The sequence below is a fragment of the Tepidibacillus sp. HK-1 genome (assembly GCF_001748485.2).
Lineage (GTDB): Bacteria > Bacillota > Bacilli > Tepidibacillales > Tepidibacillaceae > Tepidibacillus_B > Tepidibacillus_B infernus.
In genome coordinates, this window is the sequence record NZ_BDGM02000011.1 from 1 (window position 1) to 17,960 (window position 17,960).

Sequence of the window (17,960 nt, forward strand, 5' to 3'; positions counted from 1 at the left end):
TGGTAGCTTGCGCCACCTTTCTAGTTCATCTCATGCGAGATGTTCTCTTATCTGGTATTAGCTCCGGTTTCCCGGGGTTATCCCAGTCTTACAGGCAGGTTGCCCACGTGTTACTCACCCGTCCGCCATTCCAGATGTCAGATATCGGAAACCGGAAGCCGGATGAAAGCAATACTACGATGTTTACTTTCAAATCCGTTTTACTTCCTCGAGAGGTCATTCACTCTGACCTCTGGCCTCTGATATCTGACACCCGTCATTCGACTTGCATGTATTAGGCACGCCGCCAGCGTTCGTCCTGAGCCAGGATCAAACTCTCCATAGAAACTTTTAATGTTTTAGCATTTAGAGTTTCTAGTCCTGTGATTCAGCTACATGAGCATCATCACAAGGGCATAAAAAGTTATCCTTAACTCTAATAAATTGATTAGGTCCACATTTCTGTGGTACGCTTGGCTTTTACACTGTTCAGTTTTCAAAGAGCAATTTCAACAACGAAATTTATTTTATCATAAATATTGTCTATTAGTCAATATCTTTTTTAATTTTTAAATACTGCTAAATCATTATAAGTCAGCAAAGAATATAATAATATATACCTTGTTACTATGTCAATTATATTTTCCCTATATATTGCATTTGGTTCAATTCCTATGAAACCCCCTAATATAATGATGTTATTAGAGGGCTTTCAACCAGACTACTCTGATAAACTTTCTTGTATTTTTGGTTTGGACAAAAACCATCCACTAACCAAAATAGTAAGAAGTACAATCCAAAAAGTAAGTTTCCAAGCTTTACTTTCTGCAAATCCTTCAGCAATTATTGCTACTTGTGGATGTGATAAGGTATAGACTGCTAACTTCACACCTACCCAAGCAACAACAAGATATGCTGCAGTTTCTAGGCCAGGCCTTTTATGAAGCAAATCTACAAATTTATTAGCTGCAAATCGGATCAAGATTAATCCAATAATACCACCTAATAGAACAACAATAAAGTGCCCTCCATGCATCCCACCTATATTAGGGAGATTTGTCAGTGGTAAAGTTACCGCCAACGCAACAGCTGCAAGTATAGAATCAACTGCAAATGCGATATCGGCTAGCTCCACTTTTAGGACTGTCATCCAAAAATTTGAGCCCCCATTTCCTTTGTTGTCTTTTCTACTCTCATGTTTCGTAAGTTTTTGTTTGATGACGTGATTTAAACCTAAATAAATTAAATAAATGGCTCCTATGGCCTGAACCTGCCAAACGTCGATAAGATACGAAATAATGAACAAAGAACCAAAGCGAAAGATAAACGCACCTGCCAAACCATAAAATAAAGCCTTTTTTCTCTCTTTTTCTGGTAAGTGTTTTACCATGACTGCCATCACTAATGCATTGTCAGCAGCTAGTAATCCTTCAAGTCCAACCAATACCAACAACGTCCACCCATATTCTGCTAATATTCCTAGATCCATTCTTTGTTTCCTCCTTTTTTTTATCGTTTATCAATTAGGCTTAAAAAATACAAAAGACCTTTACCCCAAAAAAATTAGGTAAAGGTCTCGCTAACAAAGACTTGCCAATAAAGCCGAGGCTAAGCCTGTAATGACGACTTTATTGTAAAAGCTACTCCCCTTAAAGAAGTGTATTTGAATATTTATGAAGATCATATCATGAATTGATAAAAAAGCCAATCTATTTTATTTACCATTCTAAACTTCTTGACTTCTATCGCGCATGAGAGGGAAAAGAAGCACATCACGAATAGATGGTTGATCAGTTAGTAGCATCACTAATCGGTCAATTCCAATCCCAAGGCCACCTGTAGGAGGCATTCCAATTTCTAAAGCATGAATAAAATCCTCATCCATTTCGTGAGCCTCTTCATTTCCTTGTTCCCGTTCTTTTAACTGTGCCTCAAAACGTTCTCTTTGATCAATTGGATCATTTAATTCCGTAAATGCATTTGCATGCTCACGACTCACAATAAACAATTCAAATCGGTCTGTAAAACGAGGATCCTGTTCATTTTTTTTTGCTAATGGAGAAATTTCTACAGGATGACCATATACAAATGTAGGTTGGACTAATTTTTCTTCTACTAATTGTTCAAAGAATTCATTAACAATATGACCATAAGTCATATGGGGCTCAACTTGAACGTGATATTGTTTGGCTAGTTCACGTGCCTCGTCATCAGACATATGCCGACTAAGATCAACACCTACATATTTCTTTATCGCATCAATCATTGAAATTCTTTCCCATGGTGGATCTAGATTGATTTCTTGTTCTTGATAAGTAATTTTAGTGGTACCTAATACTTCCTTTGCAACATAGGCAATCGCATTTTCAGTTAAATCCATAATTGTTTTAAAATCGCCATAAGCCTCATATAATTCAAGCATCGTAAACTCGGGATTGTGCCTAGTAGAGATACCCTCATTACGGAATACACGTCCAATCTCGTAAACCTTCTCCATTCCACCCACGATAAGACGTTTTAAATGCAACTCAATAGCAATCCTCATATATAACTGCATATCTAAAGCATTATGATGGGTGATAAAAGGTCTGGCAGCAGCTCCTCCAGCAATGGCATGCATTGTTGGTGTTTCTACTTCAATATAGCCCAATTTATCCAAATAATTTCTTAATGCTTTGATAACCTTACTTCTTATTACAAAAGTTTGCTTTACTTCAGGGTTCATGATTAAATCAACATAACGTTGGCGATATCTCAATTCTACATCTTTTAAGCCGTGAAATTTATCTGGTAAAGGGTATAGGGATTTTGTAAGGATATGTAATTGATGCACTTTAACACTTGTTTCTCCTTTATTTGTTTTAAAAACATTCCCTTCGATACCAATGATATCGCCTAAATCTAAAATTTCAAAAGCTTTAAATTCCTGTTCGGTAACTTGATCCATTCGGATATAAATTTGAATTTTACCACTTAAATCCTGAATATGAGCAAAGCCTGCCTTTCCTTGTAGGCGTTTTGTCATAATTCTTCCAGCAATTTTAACGTGAAGATTCTTCATTTCAATTTCTTCTTTGCTTAAGTGATTCAATTCATTTAAAATTTCTTGTGCTGTGTGCGTTCTTTCGAATTTATAGCCAAAAGGATCAAAACCTAGTTCCTTTAATTCGGCTAATTTTTGACGACGCACAAGAAGCAGTTCATTTAATTCAACTACCTCTTGGCTCATATTCACCAACTCCTACTTCTTCACTCATTATTTTTTTATATCTAGAATTTCATATTGAATGACACCTGCTGGTACATTTACATCAACAATAGCACCTTTTTGCTTACCTAGCAATGCTTTCCCAACTGGAGATTCATTTGAAATCATATTTGCAGTAGGGTCAGATTCTGCTGATCCCACAATCGTATATTCAACAATATCATTAAACTCTAAGTCCTTCAACTTAACAGTTGAACCTATGCTTACCACATCTGTGTTCACATCATCATCATTGATAATCCTTGCGTTTCTTAACATTTTTTCTAATGTAATAATTCTACCTTCAATAAAAGCTTGTTCATTTTTAGCATCTTCATATTCAGAGTTTTCACTAATGTCACCATAACCAATTGCAATCTTAATTCTTTCTGCAACTTCTCTGCGTTTTACCGTTTTTAAGTGTTCTAGCTCTTCCTCTAATTTCTTCAACCCGGAAGGCGTTAATATTACTTCTTTATCAGCCATTTATAATTCCCCTTTGTGAAAGATTTCCATACGATTATATGTTTTTTTTCAATAAAATATACAATCTAATAGATGTAATTACTTTGCGATTGATTTTATATAGAACAAAAAGCTTCTTCCTTTAATCGGAACTAAGAAGCTTTTGAACCAAGGTTCATTCAAGTTTTTGAATTAGTCTGAATGGTATTATATTGCAATCGTTACCAATTGTCAACCATTTACAGAAAAAAGGTGGAACTCAGGAAATAATCATATTCTCTTCGATACTTTCTACATATTCTAACAATACTCGCTTCATCTCTTCCTTTGTATCTATTTCATTGATGATTTCTCTTACTTTAGCTGCACCAGGAAGGTTTTTTAAATACCATCCTGCATGCTTCCTCATTTCTTTTACCCCTATATTTTCACCCTTTAACTGTATTAAACGATCCATATGCAAAAGAGCCACATCTATCTTTTCCTTTGCAGAAGGTTCAGGTAAAAGCTTTCCTTCTGTTAAGTATTTAACGGTTCGGTATAAGATCCAAGGGTTCCCAAGTGCTGCCCGTCCAATCATTACACCATCTACTCCCGTTAGATCAATCATTCTTTTTGCATCTTCAGGTGAAAATATATCCCCATTCCCGATTACGGGTATATTTACAGCTTCTTTTACCTGGCGGATGATATCCCAGTCTGCTTTACCGCTATACATCTGTTCTCTAGTCCGTCCATGTACGGCTAACGCACTTGCACCTGCACTTTCTATCGCCTTTGCATTTTCAACCGCATAGACATGCCCACTGTCCCAACCTGTTCTCATTTTTACCGTTACAGGTTTTTTTACCTCTTTGACAACTGCTTCAACCATATCCTCAATCTTAGGAGGGTGTAATAACAATTTGGCTCCAGCATCGTTTCTGGTTATTTTAGGTACAGGGCATCCCATATTGATATCAATAATATCCGCATTTGTATATTGATCAACAATCTTTGCTGCTTCTACAAGACTACTTTTATCCCCGCCAAAAATTTGAAGGCTTAGTGGTTTCTCATCTTCTCCTACTTCTAACATTTTTAAGGATCTTTCGTTTTTCTGTAAAATTGCTTTATCACTTACCATTTCTGCCGTTACAAGTCCTGTTCCAAATTCTCTTGCAATCAAGCGAAAGGCATAATTGCTTACCCCTGCCATAGGTGCCAATACTACGTTGTTTTCTAGCTGGACATTCCCTATCTTCATGCCTACCTCCAGATGATTTTTGAATTTCATACTTCATCTTTAAGAAGTTCATCCATATCTATTTGCAATGCTAAACAAATTTTTTCAAGCAATATTAAATCAGGATCTCTGTTCCCTCTTTCAACTGATCCTAACACAGCTACAGATACCCCTATTTCATCTGCTAAATCTTGTTGAGTTAGTCCTTTTAATTTACGAAAGGCCCGAATTCGTTTATTGATACCTTTCATACTTTTCCAACCTTTCTTTTTGATCTAACTTCTTGATCATTTCTTGTATTGTGATATGGTAACCGGGTATACCTTGATCATAGATTTCTGATAAAGGAATTAAAACAAATAATCGCTTGGTTAGATAAGGATGTGGGACAATTAGGTCTTTATCGTTAATTATCTTATCACCAAATAATAGAATATCAATATCAATTGTTCGTGGTCCCCAATGGATTTCCCTTGTTCTACCTAAATTCTGTTCTACTGTTTGAATATATTCTAATAACTCCTTTGGCTGCAGATTGGTTTCAACTTCTATAACTATATTTAAAAAATCTGGTTGTTCTTTATAACCAAAAGGTTCTGTCTCATAAATCGAGGACTCTTCTATCACCTTAACATTAGGATTTTGGTTTAATTGATCTATTGCATACCTTAAGTATTGATATCGATCTCCCATATTTGAGCCCAAACCTAAATAAACACCCCTCATCTTTCAATCCCTCTTCTGATTTCAACAGTCACACTTTCCAGATGGCCGGGAATAGGCGGTTGAATCTTTCGAACTCTTACCACCACTTCATGTAATGGAAAAGTATTAAGTAGTTCCTTGGCAGTATGTTCAGCAAGAGCTTCAAGAAGTTTGCGTTGTTTCCCCATGATCAGTTGTTTTACGACCTCATAAACCTGTGCATAGTTTACAGTATCCTCAATACAATCAGTTTCCCCAGCTTTTTTTAAATCAAGGTACATTTCTAAATCTACTTCAAATTTTTGACCCAGTTTTTTTTCTTCTTCAAACACTCCATGATATGCATAAAATTGCATCTTATCAAATATAATTTTGTCCATTTCTCCACCTACTATTGCCTTCCATATAAATCATCGCATCCATCATTTTGCAAACCCTTTTCATTTCTTTTACATCATGCACTCTCATGATTTTACATCCTTTTACGATCCCCATGGCTACTGTAGCTGCGGTTCCCTCTAATCTTTCATCAACAGGTAAATGAAGCGTATTCCCTATGATTGACTTTCTAGAAGTTCCTAACAAAACAGGATAACCCAAAGCTACAATTTCATCTAATCGATTCATGACTAGTAAATTATCTTGGTACGTTTTGGCAAATCCTATACCAGGATCTAAAATGATTTGATCGGCCTTAACACCAGCAGTGATTGCTATCTGAATACTCTCTCGTAAGTCTGCAATGATATCATCCATTAAAGAATCATACTCCATATTCATTCGGTTGTGCATTAAGATGACTGGGACCTGATATTCTGCTACAACCTTAGCCATATTTGGGTCTTTCTTAAACCCCCAGACATCATTAATAATATGGGCACCTGCTTCAATGGCTTGTTGTGCGACTTCAGCTTTATACGTATCAACAGAAATAGGTACTTTAATCTCTTTAGCTAATGCTCGAATCACTGGAATAACCCGTTCCAGTTCTTCTTCAACGGAAACTTCTTGATGACCAGGACGAGTCGATTCACCTCCAACATCAATGATATCGGCTCCATCAGCTATCATTTTTTTTGCATGTTTTAATGCAATAGCTAGTTGATTGTATTTCCCCCCATCAGAAAAGGAATCAGGTGTAACATTAAGGATCCCCATGACTAAAGTATGCCTTCCTATAGTTAAATCGATTCCTTTACTGTGAAGGGTGCGTTCCCTATTAGATACATCTTCGCTATATAATACAGATTCTATTTCTCTTCCTACTTGTTTTAAACCAAAGGGTTGAACCTTTAATTTTCGTATGATCTCCCAATATTGTCTTCGTGTCCCTATTAGAAGCACATCGGATGTCTCTTTGGTTAGCATCGATACATCTTTATGTAAAACAGCATCTCCTCCTTTAGACAACATTTCTTGTTTTATCAGATTTGCTGCCTTTAAGGATAGATTTTGAATTTTAATTAGGATTGTTTCAGCTTTAGGAGCCATCAAACGTATACCTGGTTCATCAGCGCCAAGTTTTCTCATTTCTTCAAGCAATTGTTCTCTATTATTGATTTTAATCATATGAGTATTATATTTCACTAATTTCACTTCCTCATTTATTTTTATGGGTGAAATAAGCTTTAAAGAGTACTTATAATTTGCAACAAATCTTCCTTATTAAAATAATATTTAGTATTACAAAACTGGCAAACAACTTCTGCACCATTTTCCTTTTCAATCATATCCTTAATTTCCTCTTTGCCTAAACTAATAAGCATCTGTTCTATTCTGTTATGGGAACATGAACATTTAAACTGAATATTCATGCTTTCAAGAAACTCTACTTTTTCTGCAAAGATTGTTTGTAAAATTTGTTCTGGTGACATTCCTTGATCGATCAAGCTTGTTACGGATGATATATTTTGAATTGATGCTTCAATCATCGATATATCATTTTCCTCTAATCCTGGCATAATTTGAACAATGAACCCTCCTGCAGCACGAATACTGTAATCAGGATTTACTAAGACCCCTGCAGCAACAGAAGAGGGGGTTTGTTCTGAATAAGCAAAGTAATAAGTGAAATCCTCTCCCAACTCTCCAGAAATAAGGGGAACACTTCCACGATAAGGTTCTTTTAATCCAAGGTCTTTAATCACATATAAATACCCTTCACCAACTGCACTTGCAACATCTAATTTACCTAATTCATTAGCGGGTAGATCTACAACAGGATTTGTCACATAACCACGCACTTCACCTTTTGCGTTCGCATCAACAACTATCTGCCCAATAGGTCCATCCCCTTTTATCAAAATGGTTAACTTCTCATCTCCTTTTAACATCGCTCCCATCATAGCCCCTATCGTTGCTGCTCTTCCTAAGGCAGCGCTTGCTGTTGGCCATGTATCATGACTTTGTTGTAGTTTAGAAACCAATTCAGTTGATTTTATCGCATAAGCTCTTACTTTCCCGTCAAAGGCTAATGCCTTTACTAAATAATCATTCATAATATCGCTCCTTAGATATTCCTGTTATATATCATTCTTAATCCTTCTAAGGTTAATAATGAATTTACAATTTCTATCGTCTTTGATTCCGTAGCAATTAAGCCAGCCAACCCGCCAGTTGCTACGATTCTTGGTTTTTTAGGACTTTGTTTAATCATACGTTCTACAATGGCATCAACTTGTCCAACAAATCCATAAATAATTCCAGATTGCATCGCTGTTATTGTATTTTTCCCAACAATCTCTTTAGGCTTGACTAATTCAATTCTTGGTAATTTTGCTGCTCTTTGATAAAGAGCTTCTGTAGAGATTCCTATACCTGGAGCAATTGCCCCTCCCTGGTAAACCCCATTTTCATCAATATAGTCAAAGGTTGTTGCTGTGCCAAAATCAATGACCACTAAAGGGGTTCCATAAATTTCAATAGCAGCTACCGAATTAACGATACGATCTGCACCTACCTCTGCTGGGTTTTCTATTTGAATTTTAATCCCAGTTTTAATTCCAGGGCCAACAATAATAGGTGTTAGTCTAAAATACTTCTTTACCATTTTTTCTAATGCAAACATTAGTGGTGGTACTACAGATGAAATAATAACACCATGTATATCTGAAAAAAGAAGATGATCATGCTGAAATAATTGTTTGATCAACATTCCGTATTCATCCTCTGTTTTACTACGATCGGTAGCTACTCGCCAATGATGTAATAAATTTTCCTCTTGATAAACACCCAAAACTATATTTGTATTCCCTACGTCGACCACTAGGATCATTTGACGTTCACCTTTTCTATGTAAATTTACTATCTTTTAATCTTACCAACGGTACATATGATTATCAATTAAAAATAAAAAAATAGAGGTTGTTTAAAGTACAACCCCTTAGCTACATTACTTTATGAATAATCCATCAAAAATTAGCCTTTAAAATAATCCTGTAATTTTTCCATTTTCATCAATATCCATATTTAAAGCAGCCGGTTTTTTAGGAAGTCCAGGCATTGTCATGATATCTCCTGTTAAGGCAACGATGAAACCTGCCCCTAAAGAAGGCTTTAATTCCCTAATAGTAATTTTAAATCCTGTTGGTCTACCTAACATTGAAGGATCATCTGATAAAGAATATTGGGTTTTTGCCATACAAATAGGCAATTTATCCCAACCATTTTCTTTAAATTGTTCAATTTGTTTTCTGGCTGAGCTAGTAAATTCGATACCATCAGCTCCATACACTTTTTTAGCAATAGATTCGATTTTTACCTCAATAGGATCTTCAACATGATACAATTCCTGATGCTCTTTCCCATTTTTTTCTATAACCTCAATCAATTTTTCAGCTAATTCTATTCCACCTTCTCCACCTTTTGCCCATACTTCTGAAATAGCAACTAGAACTCCTTCTCCTTCAACCAGTTTTTTTAATTCCTGTAATTCATTTTCTGTATCAGTTGGAAACTGATTAATGGCAACGACATAAGGTAAATCGAAGGCTTGAATCGTCTCCATATGTTTTTGAAGATTTTCGAAACCTCTTTTTAAAGCTTCAACATTTTCTATTTTCAAATCACTTTTTGCTACTCCTCCATGCATTTTTAATGCTCTAACTGTTACCACAATCACAACAGCACTTGGTTTATATTCTCCATATCTTGAAGCAATATGAAAGAATTTCTCTGCGCCCAAGTCTGCTCCAAATCCAGCTTCAGTAATCGTGTAATCTGCAAGTTTTAATGCCATTTTTGTTGCCAATATACTATTTGTCCCATGAGCAATATTCGCAAAGGGACCACCATGTACAAAAGCAGGAGTGTTTTCCAATGTTTGAACGAGGTTTGGTTTAATTGCATCTTTTAATAGTAGTGCCATTGCCCCTTGTGCCCCTAAGTCTGCCACAGTAACTGGTTTTTTATCAAAGGTATAGGCCACCACAATCTTGCTCAGTCTTTCTTTGAGATCCTTTAACCCACTAGATAAACAAAGGATTGCCATTACCTCAGAGGCAACAGTAATATCAAATCCATCTTGTCTTGGCATTCCTTGGATTGGACCACCTAATCCAATCACTATCTGCCTTAAAGCACGATCATTTAAATCAAGAACCCGTTTCCAAATGATTCTTCTTGGGTCAATTTGTAATTCATTCCCTTGTTGAATATGATTATCGATGATCGCAGATAATGCATTATGTGCCGTTGTAATTGCGTGTATATCCCCAGTAAAGTGAAGGTTAATATCTTCCATCGGAACGACTTGTGAGTAACCACCTCCAGCAGCCCCGCCTTTAATCCCCATACTTGGACCTAAAGATGGCTCTCTTAACGCAATAATAGCCTTTTTACCAATTTTATTAAAAGCTTGCCCTAGGCCAACCGTTACTGTCGATTTTCCCTCTCCAGCAGGTGTAGGACTTATGGCAGTAACTAAAACTAATTTCCCATCTTTTTTGTTATGTAAGCGATTTAATAAATCTAGAGAAATTTTGGCTTTGTACTTCCCATATAATTCAATTTCATCTTCTAAGATACCTATTTCTTTTGCTATTTCAAAAATAGGCTTCATTTCTGCCTTTTGGGCGATTTCAATATCTGTTAGAATTGGTTTTTCATTCACTTACAAAATCCCCCTTGGATCAAAATTTATTCGTTTCCCTTAATATTAAACACCATTCCATAATTGTATCATATATAACATTTTTAAAAAGCTCAATCATTTGGTAAAAAAGGTTTGTATATTCCATCGCGCTCCGTCATCCGTGCCCTTCTATGAATAAAGATTACGGAGAGAAGGGCACTTCTGAAGGTCGCAGCTTATGGTATATACAAACCCTTAAATAACAAATGGAAGAAAGTTATACTTTCTTAATCTTCAAAAAAAGGAGCAAAATGGCTCCTTTTTATAGTTAAGCTTTATTCTTCTTTTTTATCTTGATCGATCGTCATTTCGTCTTTAAAGTTTAGTTCTTGATCAGAACGGTTTTCTTTGTGCTGAATTTGAACCTTTACTTGATGATCTATATCTTCATCATCAAGCTTTCCGTTTTCAATTAATTGTTTAATTTGATCAGCATCTAAGGTTTCTTTCACCATCAATGTCTGTGCAACTAGTTCAAGTTCATCTCTATGCTCTTCAAGAACTTGTTTACAACGTTGATAACTTTCCTCAATAAATCTTCTAATTTCAAGATCGATTTCATATGCCACTTTATCACTATAATTCTGCTCGCGATTAAAATCTCTGCCTAGAAATACTTGACCTTGGCCATGCCCAAACTGCATCGGGCCTAACTTTTCACTCATACCAAATTCTGTTACCATTCTACGTGCAATACTTGTTGCCCGTTCAAAGTCATTATGAGCTCCGGTACTTACTTCTCCAAGCACAATCTCCTCAGCTACTCGACCCCCTAACAACCCGGTAATTTTATCAAGTAGTTCAGGTTTGGTCATGAAATAACGATCTTCTTTAGGTAACATCACCGTATATCCCCCAGCACTTCCTCTTGGTACCACAGTTACTTTGTGTACCTGATCAGCGTGCTCAAGATGATATCCAACAATGGTATGACCAGCCTCGTGGTAAGCAACGATTTTCTTCTCTTTTTCACTAATCAATCTGCTCTTTTTCTCCGGACCAGCGATTACGCGGTCAATGGCCTCATCTATTTCAAGCATTGTAATTGCTTTAAGATTTTTCCTAGCTGCTAATAGAGCTGCTTCATTAAGAAGGTTTTCTAAATCAGCACCTGTAAACCCTGGAGTTCTTCGAGCAATCACATCTAACTTAATATCATCAGCTAATGGTTTATTCCTAGCATGAACTTTTAATATTTCCTCGCGACCTTTAACATCAGGTCGATCAACAGTAATTTGTCTATCAAAACGCCCTGGTCTTAATAAGGCAGGATCCAATATATCTGGTCGGTTTGTTGCCGCGACGATTATAATTCCCTCATTAGCCCCAAATCCATCCATTTCTACAAGCAACTGGTTTAATGTTTGTTCCCTTTCATCATGCCCACCGCCTAAACCAGCACCACGTTGACGACCAACGGCATCAATTTCGTCAATAAAAATAATACATGGAGAGTTTTTCTTTGCATTCTCGAATAAGTCACGTACACGAGATGCACCTACACCGACGAACATTTCCACAAAGTCAGAACCACTAATACTAAAGAAAGGTACACCTGCTTCACCTGCTACAGCCCTGGCTAATAGCGTCTTCCCTGTTCCTGGTGGCCCAACAAGTAAAACTCCTTTTGGAATTCTTGCGCCTAATGAAGCAAATTTACGCGGATCTTGCAAAAACTCAACCACTTCAACAAGTTCTTGTTTTTCCTCATCAGCGCCAGCTACATCTTTAAAGGTAACTTTTTTCTTCTCTTCATTGTATAAACGGGCTCGGCTTTTACCAAAGTTCATAACTTTGCTACCGCCGCCTTGCACCTGATTTAGTAAGAAAAAGAAAAGAAGAAAGATAAGAACTAAAGGAATAATCGATGTTAGAAAAGTAATCCAAATCGAATCTCTTTTAGGCTCTAAAAAGGTCAATTTATCAACAGGGGCATTGGTAAGATCTGCTAAAAATCCTTCACTAAAGGGTGCATTTGTATAAAACTGCTTTTTACTATCTGCACCGGCTTTATACACACCTTCTATTCGGTAAGTGATTCCATCTGGACGAGCAGTAATCTCGCTATATTTGCCTTCAGCTAATTCAGTTTTAAATTGGGTATAACTGATTTGCTCTGTTGTTGTACCAGGTTTTGTAAAAAAACTAACAATTCCAACTGTCAGTAAGAAAATTAGTAAATAAAATCCGGTATTTCTTACAAAGCGGTTCATCTCTTACCTCCTCTCATGAACACTTTCATTATTTTATCATAAAAGAAAAAGTCCCCACAATAGACATACTTAACGGGAGTACACTTCTGGTTTAAGTACGCCAATATATGGAAAATTACGGTACCTTTCATTATAATCTAAACCATAACCTACCACAAATTCATCAGGGATAACAAACCCACTTAAATCCGGGGTTAATGAGACCTTTCTTCTATGCGGTTTATCTAATAAAGTAACGATTTTTATTGAGTTGATGTTTCTTCTGTTAAAAAGATCAACCAAATAACTTAATGTAAGACCACTATCAATGATATCTTCAACGATAATAATATCTCTTCCTTCAATTGTTGTATCCAAATCCTTCAAAATACGTACCACACCAGAAGATTCAGTAGAAGCTCCATAACTTGAGACAGCCATAAAATCCATTTCTACATGAATATTCATATGTCTGACTAGATCCGACATAAATAGCGTCGCCCCTTTGAGCACACAAACCATCAATGGGGTCTTTCCTTCATATTCTTTACTTAAAATAGATCCTAATTCACTGACCTTTTGCTCAATTTCTTCTTTTGTGATTAGTATTTCTTTGATGTCATTTTCCATATCCATCCTCCTATAAAAATTTGGTGATCATTTATAATACCTTATGGTATTTAACATTGTTTATATTATGTATATATAATCAGTCATGTTGTCATGATGATATATAAAAACTTCTTTGTTTGTTCAGAAATTAAAGCGATATTAGAACGTTTTACACCGGGAATCCAAATGATCTCGCGATCAATTTCTATAATTGGTTGTAAATCACGACTAGATTTTGGGACCTTTTCATCAATAAAAAGATCCTTTACTTTTTTTGTTCCTTGCATTCCAAATACCGTCATTCGATCCCCAGGCATCCGAGAACGAATGATGATAGGTTCTTTGCTATTTAATTTTTCATAATCAAATACTGCCCATATTCCTTCAAGCTCTAAAAACCGATCAGAAAGAATCGTTTTAAAACGCTTTCCAATGAAAGATAATGTAGCCTCCCCTGGAACTTCCATCTCGATATAAAAAGATGGAGTGTCTGTTTTTACCATTTGGGTGGTGAAAACGATCTGATCATAGTTTCGATAAACGCGTATCCCAGGCAAATCTAAAGACTTGGAAGGTTCTTTCTGTCTAATGAGATAAAGAATATCTTCAATATGCTTATAACCAAATTCTTCTGATAAAATCAGATAACTTAATATTAGATGAATCAATCTTCTTTGTAAAGCAATCTCCAATTTTTGTAATAAAATAGTATTTAAAGTATATGAATGAGTATTCTTCTCAATGATACATTTTTCCAAAACTTCTTCTGCTAACTTTTGTACATATTTATCTTCATCTTGAGTAATTTTCCCTAAATGATGTAAATGATTATTGATTTGTTGATTATATTTTTTTAAGTAAGGAATGATTTCTAGTCTGATTTGATTCCGAAAATAATTTGTAGAAAAATTACTCTTATCTATTCTATAGGGAATAGCAAAAGTATGACTATAATTTTCAATTTCTTGCCTTGTTATATCTAATAGTGGCCGTATAATCTTTAAGCCTTTCCATACACGAACATAAGGAATTCCTCCAAGCCCGTGAACGCCTGTCCCTCTAATGATTCTCATCAATACTGTTTCCGCTTGATCATTCAAGTGATGCCCTAAGGCAATCATATCTGCGTTCCGTTTTTGTGCTACTTCATAATAGAATTGATATCTTTTTTCTCTACCAGCTTCTTCAGTTCCCAAACCCGTTTCTTTCATATAATCAGCGATATTCACTGTGCTTATTTCAATAGGAATGTTTCTTTTCTTGCACTGTTCCAAAACAAATTGAGCATCATCATCAGATTCCTTTCCCCTTAATTGATGATTAAGATGAACTGCAACCAAAGGATTAGAAGTGATTTTAGAGAGGGCATCTAATAGAACCATAGAATCTGGTCCTCCAGATAAACCGATAATGATAGGTTTCTCAGTTTCTATCATTTGATAAGCCTCAATTGTTTGTTTAATCTTCCTTAACATTTGCATTGTCATTCCTTCTTAAGATTTGAGAAATAACCCCTGAAAAAATAAGTCCAAAGGCAATTGCTCCCGATATCAACAATGTCTTTGTTGCATATTTAATTGCGATTGAATAATCATTTTCTACAAAATGGCGCATAGTATCATAAGCTAATCCACCTGGTACTAAAGGAATAATTCCCGAAACACTAAACACAGTTACTGGCATCTTGTGATACCTTGCCAATAATTGACTTACTGTAGCAACAAAAAATGCAGCGATCAAGGTAGCAAAAACCATATCAAAATGATATTGTCCTGTTAGCCAAATATAAAGAGCCCATCCTAACATTCCAATGATTCCACCACTAATCATTGACCTCTTAGGAACGTTAAAAATAATACCAAAGGCCATCGTTGCAAAAAAACTTGTATAAAATGTTTCAAAATTCATGTTCACACCATACCCTAATCCACTAAATCATTGCAATAAATACTGCAATTCCAGCTCCGATCGCAAAGGCTGTAAAAAAGGCCTCTGCCCCGCGCGCCAAACCAGATACTAAATCGCCAGCCATAAGATCTCTAACTGCGTTTGTTATAAGCACTCCTGGTACTAATGGCATAATCGATCCGATAATCACTTTATCTAAATGAATATCCATCCCAAAATAATAAAAAAGATAAGCGATTGCTCCAATGATGAAAGCAGCTAAGATCTCTGCAAAAAATTTAACTTGTACTATACGATGAATATAAATAAAAAGGATGAAACCAATACCGCCTGCAAATAATGCTGGAGTTACATCTTGCCAACCTCCTCCAAACATTAACGAAAAAAAAGCACTCGCAACTGAAGCGGCCAATATTTGAAGCCAAAATGGATAAAGTGGCTCCTCCTTTTCAACTTCTAACAATTTTTCGTATGCTAAGTCAATCGACATGATTCCTGAGCTGATCTTACGTGAAATATCATTGACCAAAGCAACTTTATTTAAATCAATTAAACGTTCAGAAATACGCATAAATTTAGTTTGGACATCTTCTTTATTTCTACCTTGAATGGTTAGAAATATACCCGTAGGCGTCACATAACTATTTGTTTCATAAACAGAGTAGGCTTTTGCAATGCGATTCATCGTATCCTCAACACGATAAGTTTCCGCGCCACTTGATAACATGATTTTTCCAGCTAATAAACAGACTTCCATAATATCAGCTACATTTTCTTTCACAAAAGGGCTTCCCCCTTACCACAAGTAAATCAATCGTCCAAACATAAGAATAAAAAAGATGATCGATGAAGTAAATAGCCATTCAATCCAATTCCATGGTTTCTTAGTAGTGGTATTCTTAGAGCCTCCTAAGAATTTTAAACATTCTTCAATTGCTAAACCTGCTGATGTATAAGTTCCATTTAGAATTTTTATTAAAATAGGTGACAAATTTTTCAAAGCATGAATATTAGGTATTATATCATAAAGTTCATGAAAACTACGATGTGATCGATAAATTTGATAAAATTTCTGTTCACCTAAAGTAAGTTGTAATAAAATCATGACGATAGAAAATAAATCGTAATGTGGGTCAGCCTTTCTAGTCCCTGCCCCCCAGCTTCCCCTATCATATATTTCTGTGTACTGCCTAATTCCTTCACCAAACTTTGTTACACCTCCAAAGTCAATCATTGAGAGTTTTCCTAAGTCAGGATCAATTAAAAAATGCTCAGGTTTTAAATCGCCAAATGCCCACCCTTCTTTATGAATCACTTCTAATAATTTAAGCATTTTTATAAATATTTTTAAATAATCCTTCTCACTTTTTCCATAAAAGAAATATTTAATAGAGATACCCTGTACATAAGGCATTACATAAAAAGAATAATGTTCATCATCATCAATAAAATCATCAATGTCAAATACGGAAAACCCAAGGCTTGGACCTTGGGTTTCACTAAGACGCTGTATCACTGTAATTTCATAACCGAGATCAATTGAGATAGGACTTATTTTTAAAGCATATAGTTTTCCAGATGATTGAACCAAATAAACCGTGCCATTTTCCCCTGAGCCAAGTGACCGCCTCACAATATACTGTCTACCATTCCATTTACCCTTAATCACCTTACCTGAACGAAAAGTTTCTTTATGGGAACGATTAAACAACATATTCATCAAGCAACCCTTGTTTATGTTTTGATTGATAAAATAGATCAATGCTTTTTAAAATAGCTGATCCAGTAGGTGTATTTCCCTGTGGTACCATTTGATGTAATATGGTATCTACCTTCTTAATATCTTTCGTCCAAGGAATTTTAATATTAAGGAGATCAGGATTGCCTGGAAAGATAACAATCGAAATTGAGCTCTCCCCAGCTCTAGACAATAAACTTAATTGGAAGTCAACGATTGCTTCTTGTACCTTTTCCATTTTTTTTAGCATACTTGCACTTTGGTCAATTAATAATAAAACCTTAAGATGACTATGTTCTGCCATTTCATCCATCATATTTGCAACCTTTAACCTTTGATTAGGGGAGATTTCAACTAAATCTTTCTCCCCTAAAATTTGTACGAGTTGTGCGTTAACAACTTGGGTAATTGTTTTGTTCATTGCTTGTCTAGTAACAAATTGAACTGTTTTCTTTACCCTTTCTACAGGAACGATCTGGCTCAGTCCGCCTCCGGCCTTTGCAATCCCTTCAATTTCAAGAATACCTTGTTTTCCAATTTGACCTCCATCAGTGATCCCTATCACATTTATAATAATTCCCTTTTGATAAGCTTGTCTGGCAGCTTCAATCGGTGAATAGCCTTGGTTCGAACAACCATCTGTAATTAAAGTAATTTGATTGAAAACTAAAGTTTCATTCATTTTGCTCCCCCCTGTTTAATACCATTCATTTCCACAAAGGGGAGCAGTTATACGTAATCGCTTAAAACACAATGTT

General features: G+C 35.7%; 18 protein-coding genes and 1 rRNA gene. All 19 read right to left on the minus strand.

Going from position 1 to position 17,960, the window contains the following annotated elements:
- Positions 1–325 (minus strand): 16S ribosomal RNA (locus tag BEN26_RS07000); the annotation flags it as partial.
- 375 nt (positions 326–700) lie between these two features.
- Positions 701–1,468 carry a TerC family protein gene (locus BEN26_RS07005; protein WP_069797946.1) on the minus strand — a complete coding sequence of 256 codons (768 nt, stop codon included), beginning with the start codon at positions 1,466–1,468 and terminating at the stop codon, positions 701–703.
- A 237-nt stretch (positions 1,469–1,705) separates the two neighbouring features.
- Positions 1,706–3,208 carry a lysine--tRNA ligase gene (gene lysS / locus BEN26_RS07010; protein WP_068727124.1) on the minus strand — a complete coding sequence of 501 codons (1,503 nt, stop codon included), beginning with the start codon at positions 3,206–3,208 and terminating at the stop codon, positions 1,706–1,708.
- Positions 3,209–3,235: 27 nt separating this feature from the next.
- Positions 3,236–3,712 carry a transcription elongation factor GreA gene (gene greA / locus BEN26_RS07015; protein ID WP_068727121.1) on the minus strand — a complete coding sequence of 159 codons (477 nt, stop codon included), beginning with the start codon at positions 3,710–3,712 and terminating at the stop codon, positions 3,236–3,238.
- Between the two features lie 238 nt (positions 3,713–3,950).
- A complete protein-coding gene (gene dusB, locus BEN26_RS07020) occupies positions 3,951–4,937 on the minus strand; it encodes a tRNA dihydrouridine synthase DusB (RefSeq protein ID WP_069797943.1) in 987 nt (328 codons plus the stop codon).
- Positions 4,938–4,963: 26 nt separating this feature from the next.
- Positions 4,964–5,167, minus strand: a complete 204-nt coding sequence (locus BEN26_RS07025) for a helix-turn-helix domain-containing protein (protein ID WP_069797941.1) — start codon at positions 5,165–5,167, stop codon at positions 4,964–4,966.
- Positions 5,151–5,642: a 2-amino-4-hydroxy-6-hydroxymethyldihydropteridine diphosphokinase gene (gene folK / locus BEN26_RS07030; protein WP_069797939.1), complete on the minus strand. Its 492-nt coding sequence runs from the start codon at positions 5,640–5,642 to the stop codon at positions 5,151–5,153. Before folK ends, BEN26_RS07025 begins: the two co-directional genes overlap by 17 nt.
- Positions 5,639–6,001, minus strand: coding sequence for a dihydroneopterin aldolase (gene folB, locus BEN26_RS07035; RefSeq protein WP_069797938.1), 363 nt, complete (start codon positions 5,999–6,001; stop codon positions 5,639–5,641). The genes folK and folB overlap by 4 nt, the downstream gene beginning before the upstream one ends.
- The gene (gene folP / locus BEN26_RS07040) at positions 5,982–7,208 is read right to left on the minus strand and encodes a dihydropteroate synthase (RefSeq protein ID WP_255421871.1); all 1,227 of its coding nucleotides are present in this window, start codon (positions 7,206–7,208) and stop codon (positions 5,982–5,984) included. Before folP ends, folB begins: the two co-directional genes overlap by 20 nt.
- A 41-nt stretch (positions 7,209–7,249) precedes the next feature.
- Positions 7,250–8,119 (minus strand): Hsp33 family molecular chaperone HslO, encoded by an 870-nt coding sequence (gene hslO / locus BEN26_RS07045; protein WP_069797936.1) that lies wholly within the window; start codon positions 8,117–8,119, stop codon positions 7,250–7,252.
- Between the two features lie 11 nt (positions 8,120–8,130).
- A complete protein-coding gene (locus BEN26_RS07050; protein WP_069797933.1) occupies positions 8,131–8,895 on the minus strand; it encodes a type III pantothenate kinase in 765 nt (254 codons plus the stop codon).
- Between the two features lie 150 nt (positions 8,896–9,045).
- Positions 9,046–10,680, minus strand: a complete 1,635-nt coding sequence (locus BEN26_RS07055; protein ID WP_069797960.1) for a formate--tetrahydrofolate ligase — start codon at positions 10,678–10,680, stop codon at positions 9,046–9,048.
- Between the two features lie 347 nt (positions 10,681–11,027).
- Positions 11,028–12,965, minus strand: a complete 1,938-nt coding sequence (gene ftsH / locus BEN26_RS07060) for an ATP-dependent zinc metalloprotease FtsH (protein ID WP_069797931.1) — start codon at positions 12,963–12,965, stop codon at positions 11,028–11,030.
- Positions 12,966–13,034: 69 nt separating this feature from the next.
- On the minus strand, positions 13,035–13,574 hold the full coding sequence (gene hpt / locus BEN26_RS07065) for a hypoxanthine phosphoribosyltransferase (RefSeq protein WP_068727102.1): 540 nt from the start codon (positions 13,572–13,574) through the stop codon (positions 13,035–13,037).
- Positions 13,575–13,657: 83 nt separating this feature from the next.
- On the minus strand, positions 13,658–15,037 hold the full coding sequence (gene tilS / locus BEN26_RS07070; protein WP_069797929.1) for a tRNA lysidine(34) synthetase TilS: 1,380 nt from the start codon (positions 15,035–15,037) through the stop codon (positions 13,658–13,660).
- A complete protein-coding gene (locus BEN26_RS07075) occupies positions 15,015–15,464 on the minus strand; it encodes a threonine/serine exporter family protein (RefSeq protein ID WP_068727097.1) in 450 nt (149 codons plus the stop codon). The genes tilS and BEN26_RS07075 overlap by 23 nt, the downstream gene beginning before the upstream one ends.
- A 22-nt stretch (positions 15,465–15,486) precedes the next feature.
- The gene (locus BEN26_RS07080) at positions 15,487–16,221 is read right to left on the minus strand and encodes a threonine/serine exporter family protein (RefSeq protein ID WP_069797958.1); all 735 of its coding nucleotides are present in this window, start codon (positions 16,219–16,221) and stop codon (positions 15,487–15,489) included.
- 39 nt (positions 16,222–16,260) lie between these two features.
- Positions 16,261–17,184 (minus strand): protein kinase domain-containing protein, encoded by a 924-nt coding sequence (locus BEN26_RS07085; RefSeq protein WP_069797927.1) that lies wholly within the window; start codon positions 17,182–17,184, stop codon positions 16,261–16,263.
- Positions 17,168–17,884 (minus strand): vWA domain-containing protein, encoded by a 717-nt coding sequence (locus tag BEN26_RS07090; protein ID WP_069797925.1) that lies wholly within the window; start codon positions 17,882–17,884, stop codon positions 17,168–17,170. Before BEN26_RS07090 ends, BEN26_RS07085 begins: the two co-directional genes overlap by 17 nt.
- Positions 17,885–17,960: the final 76 nt, after the last annotated feature.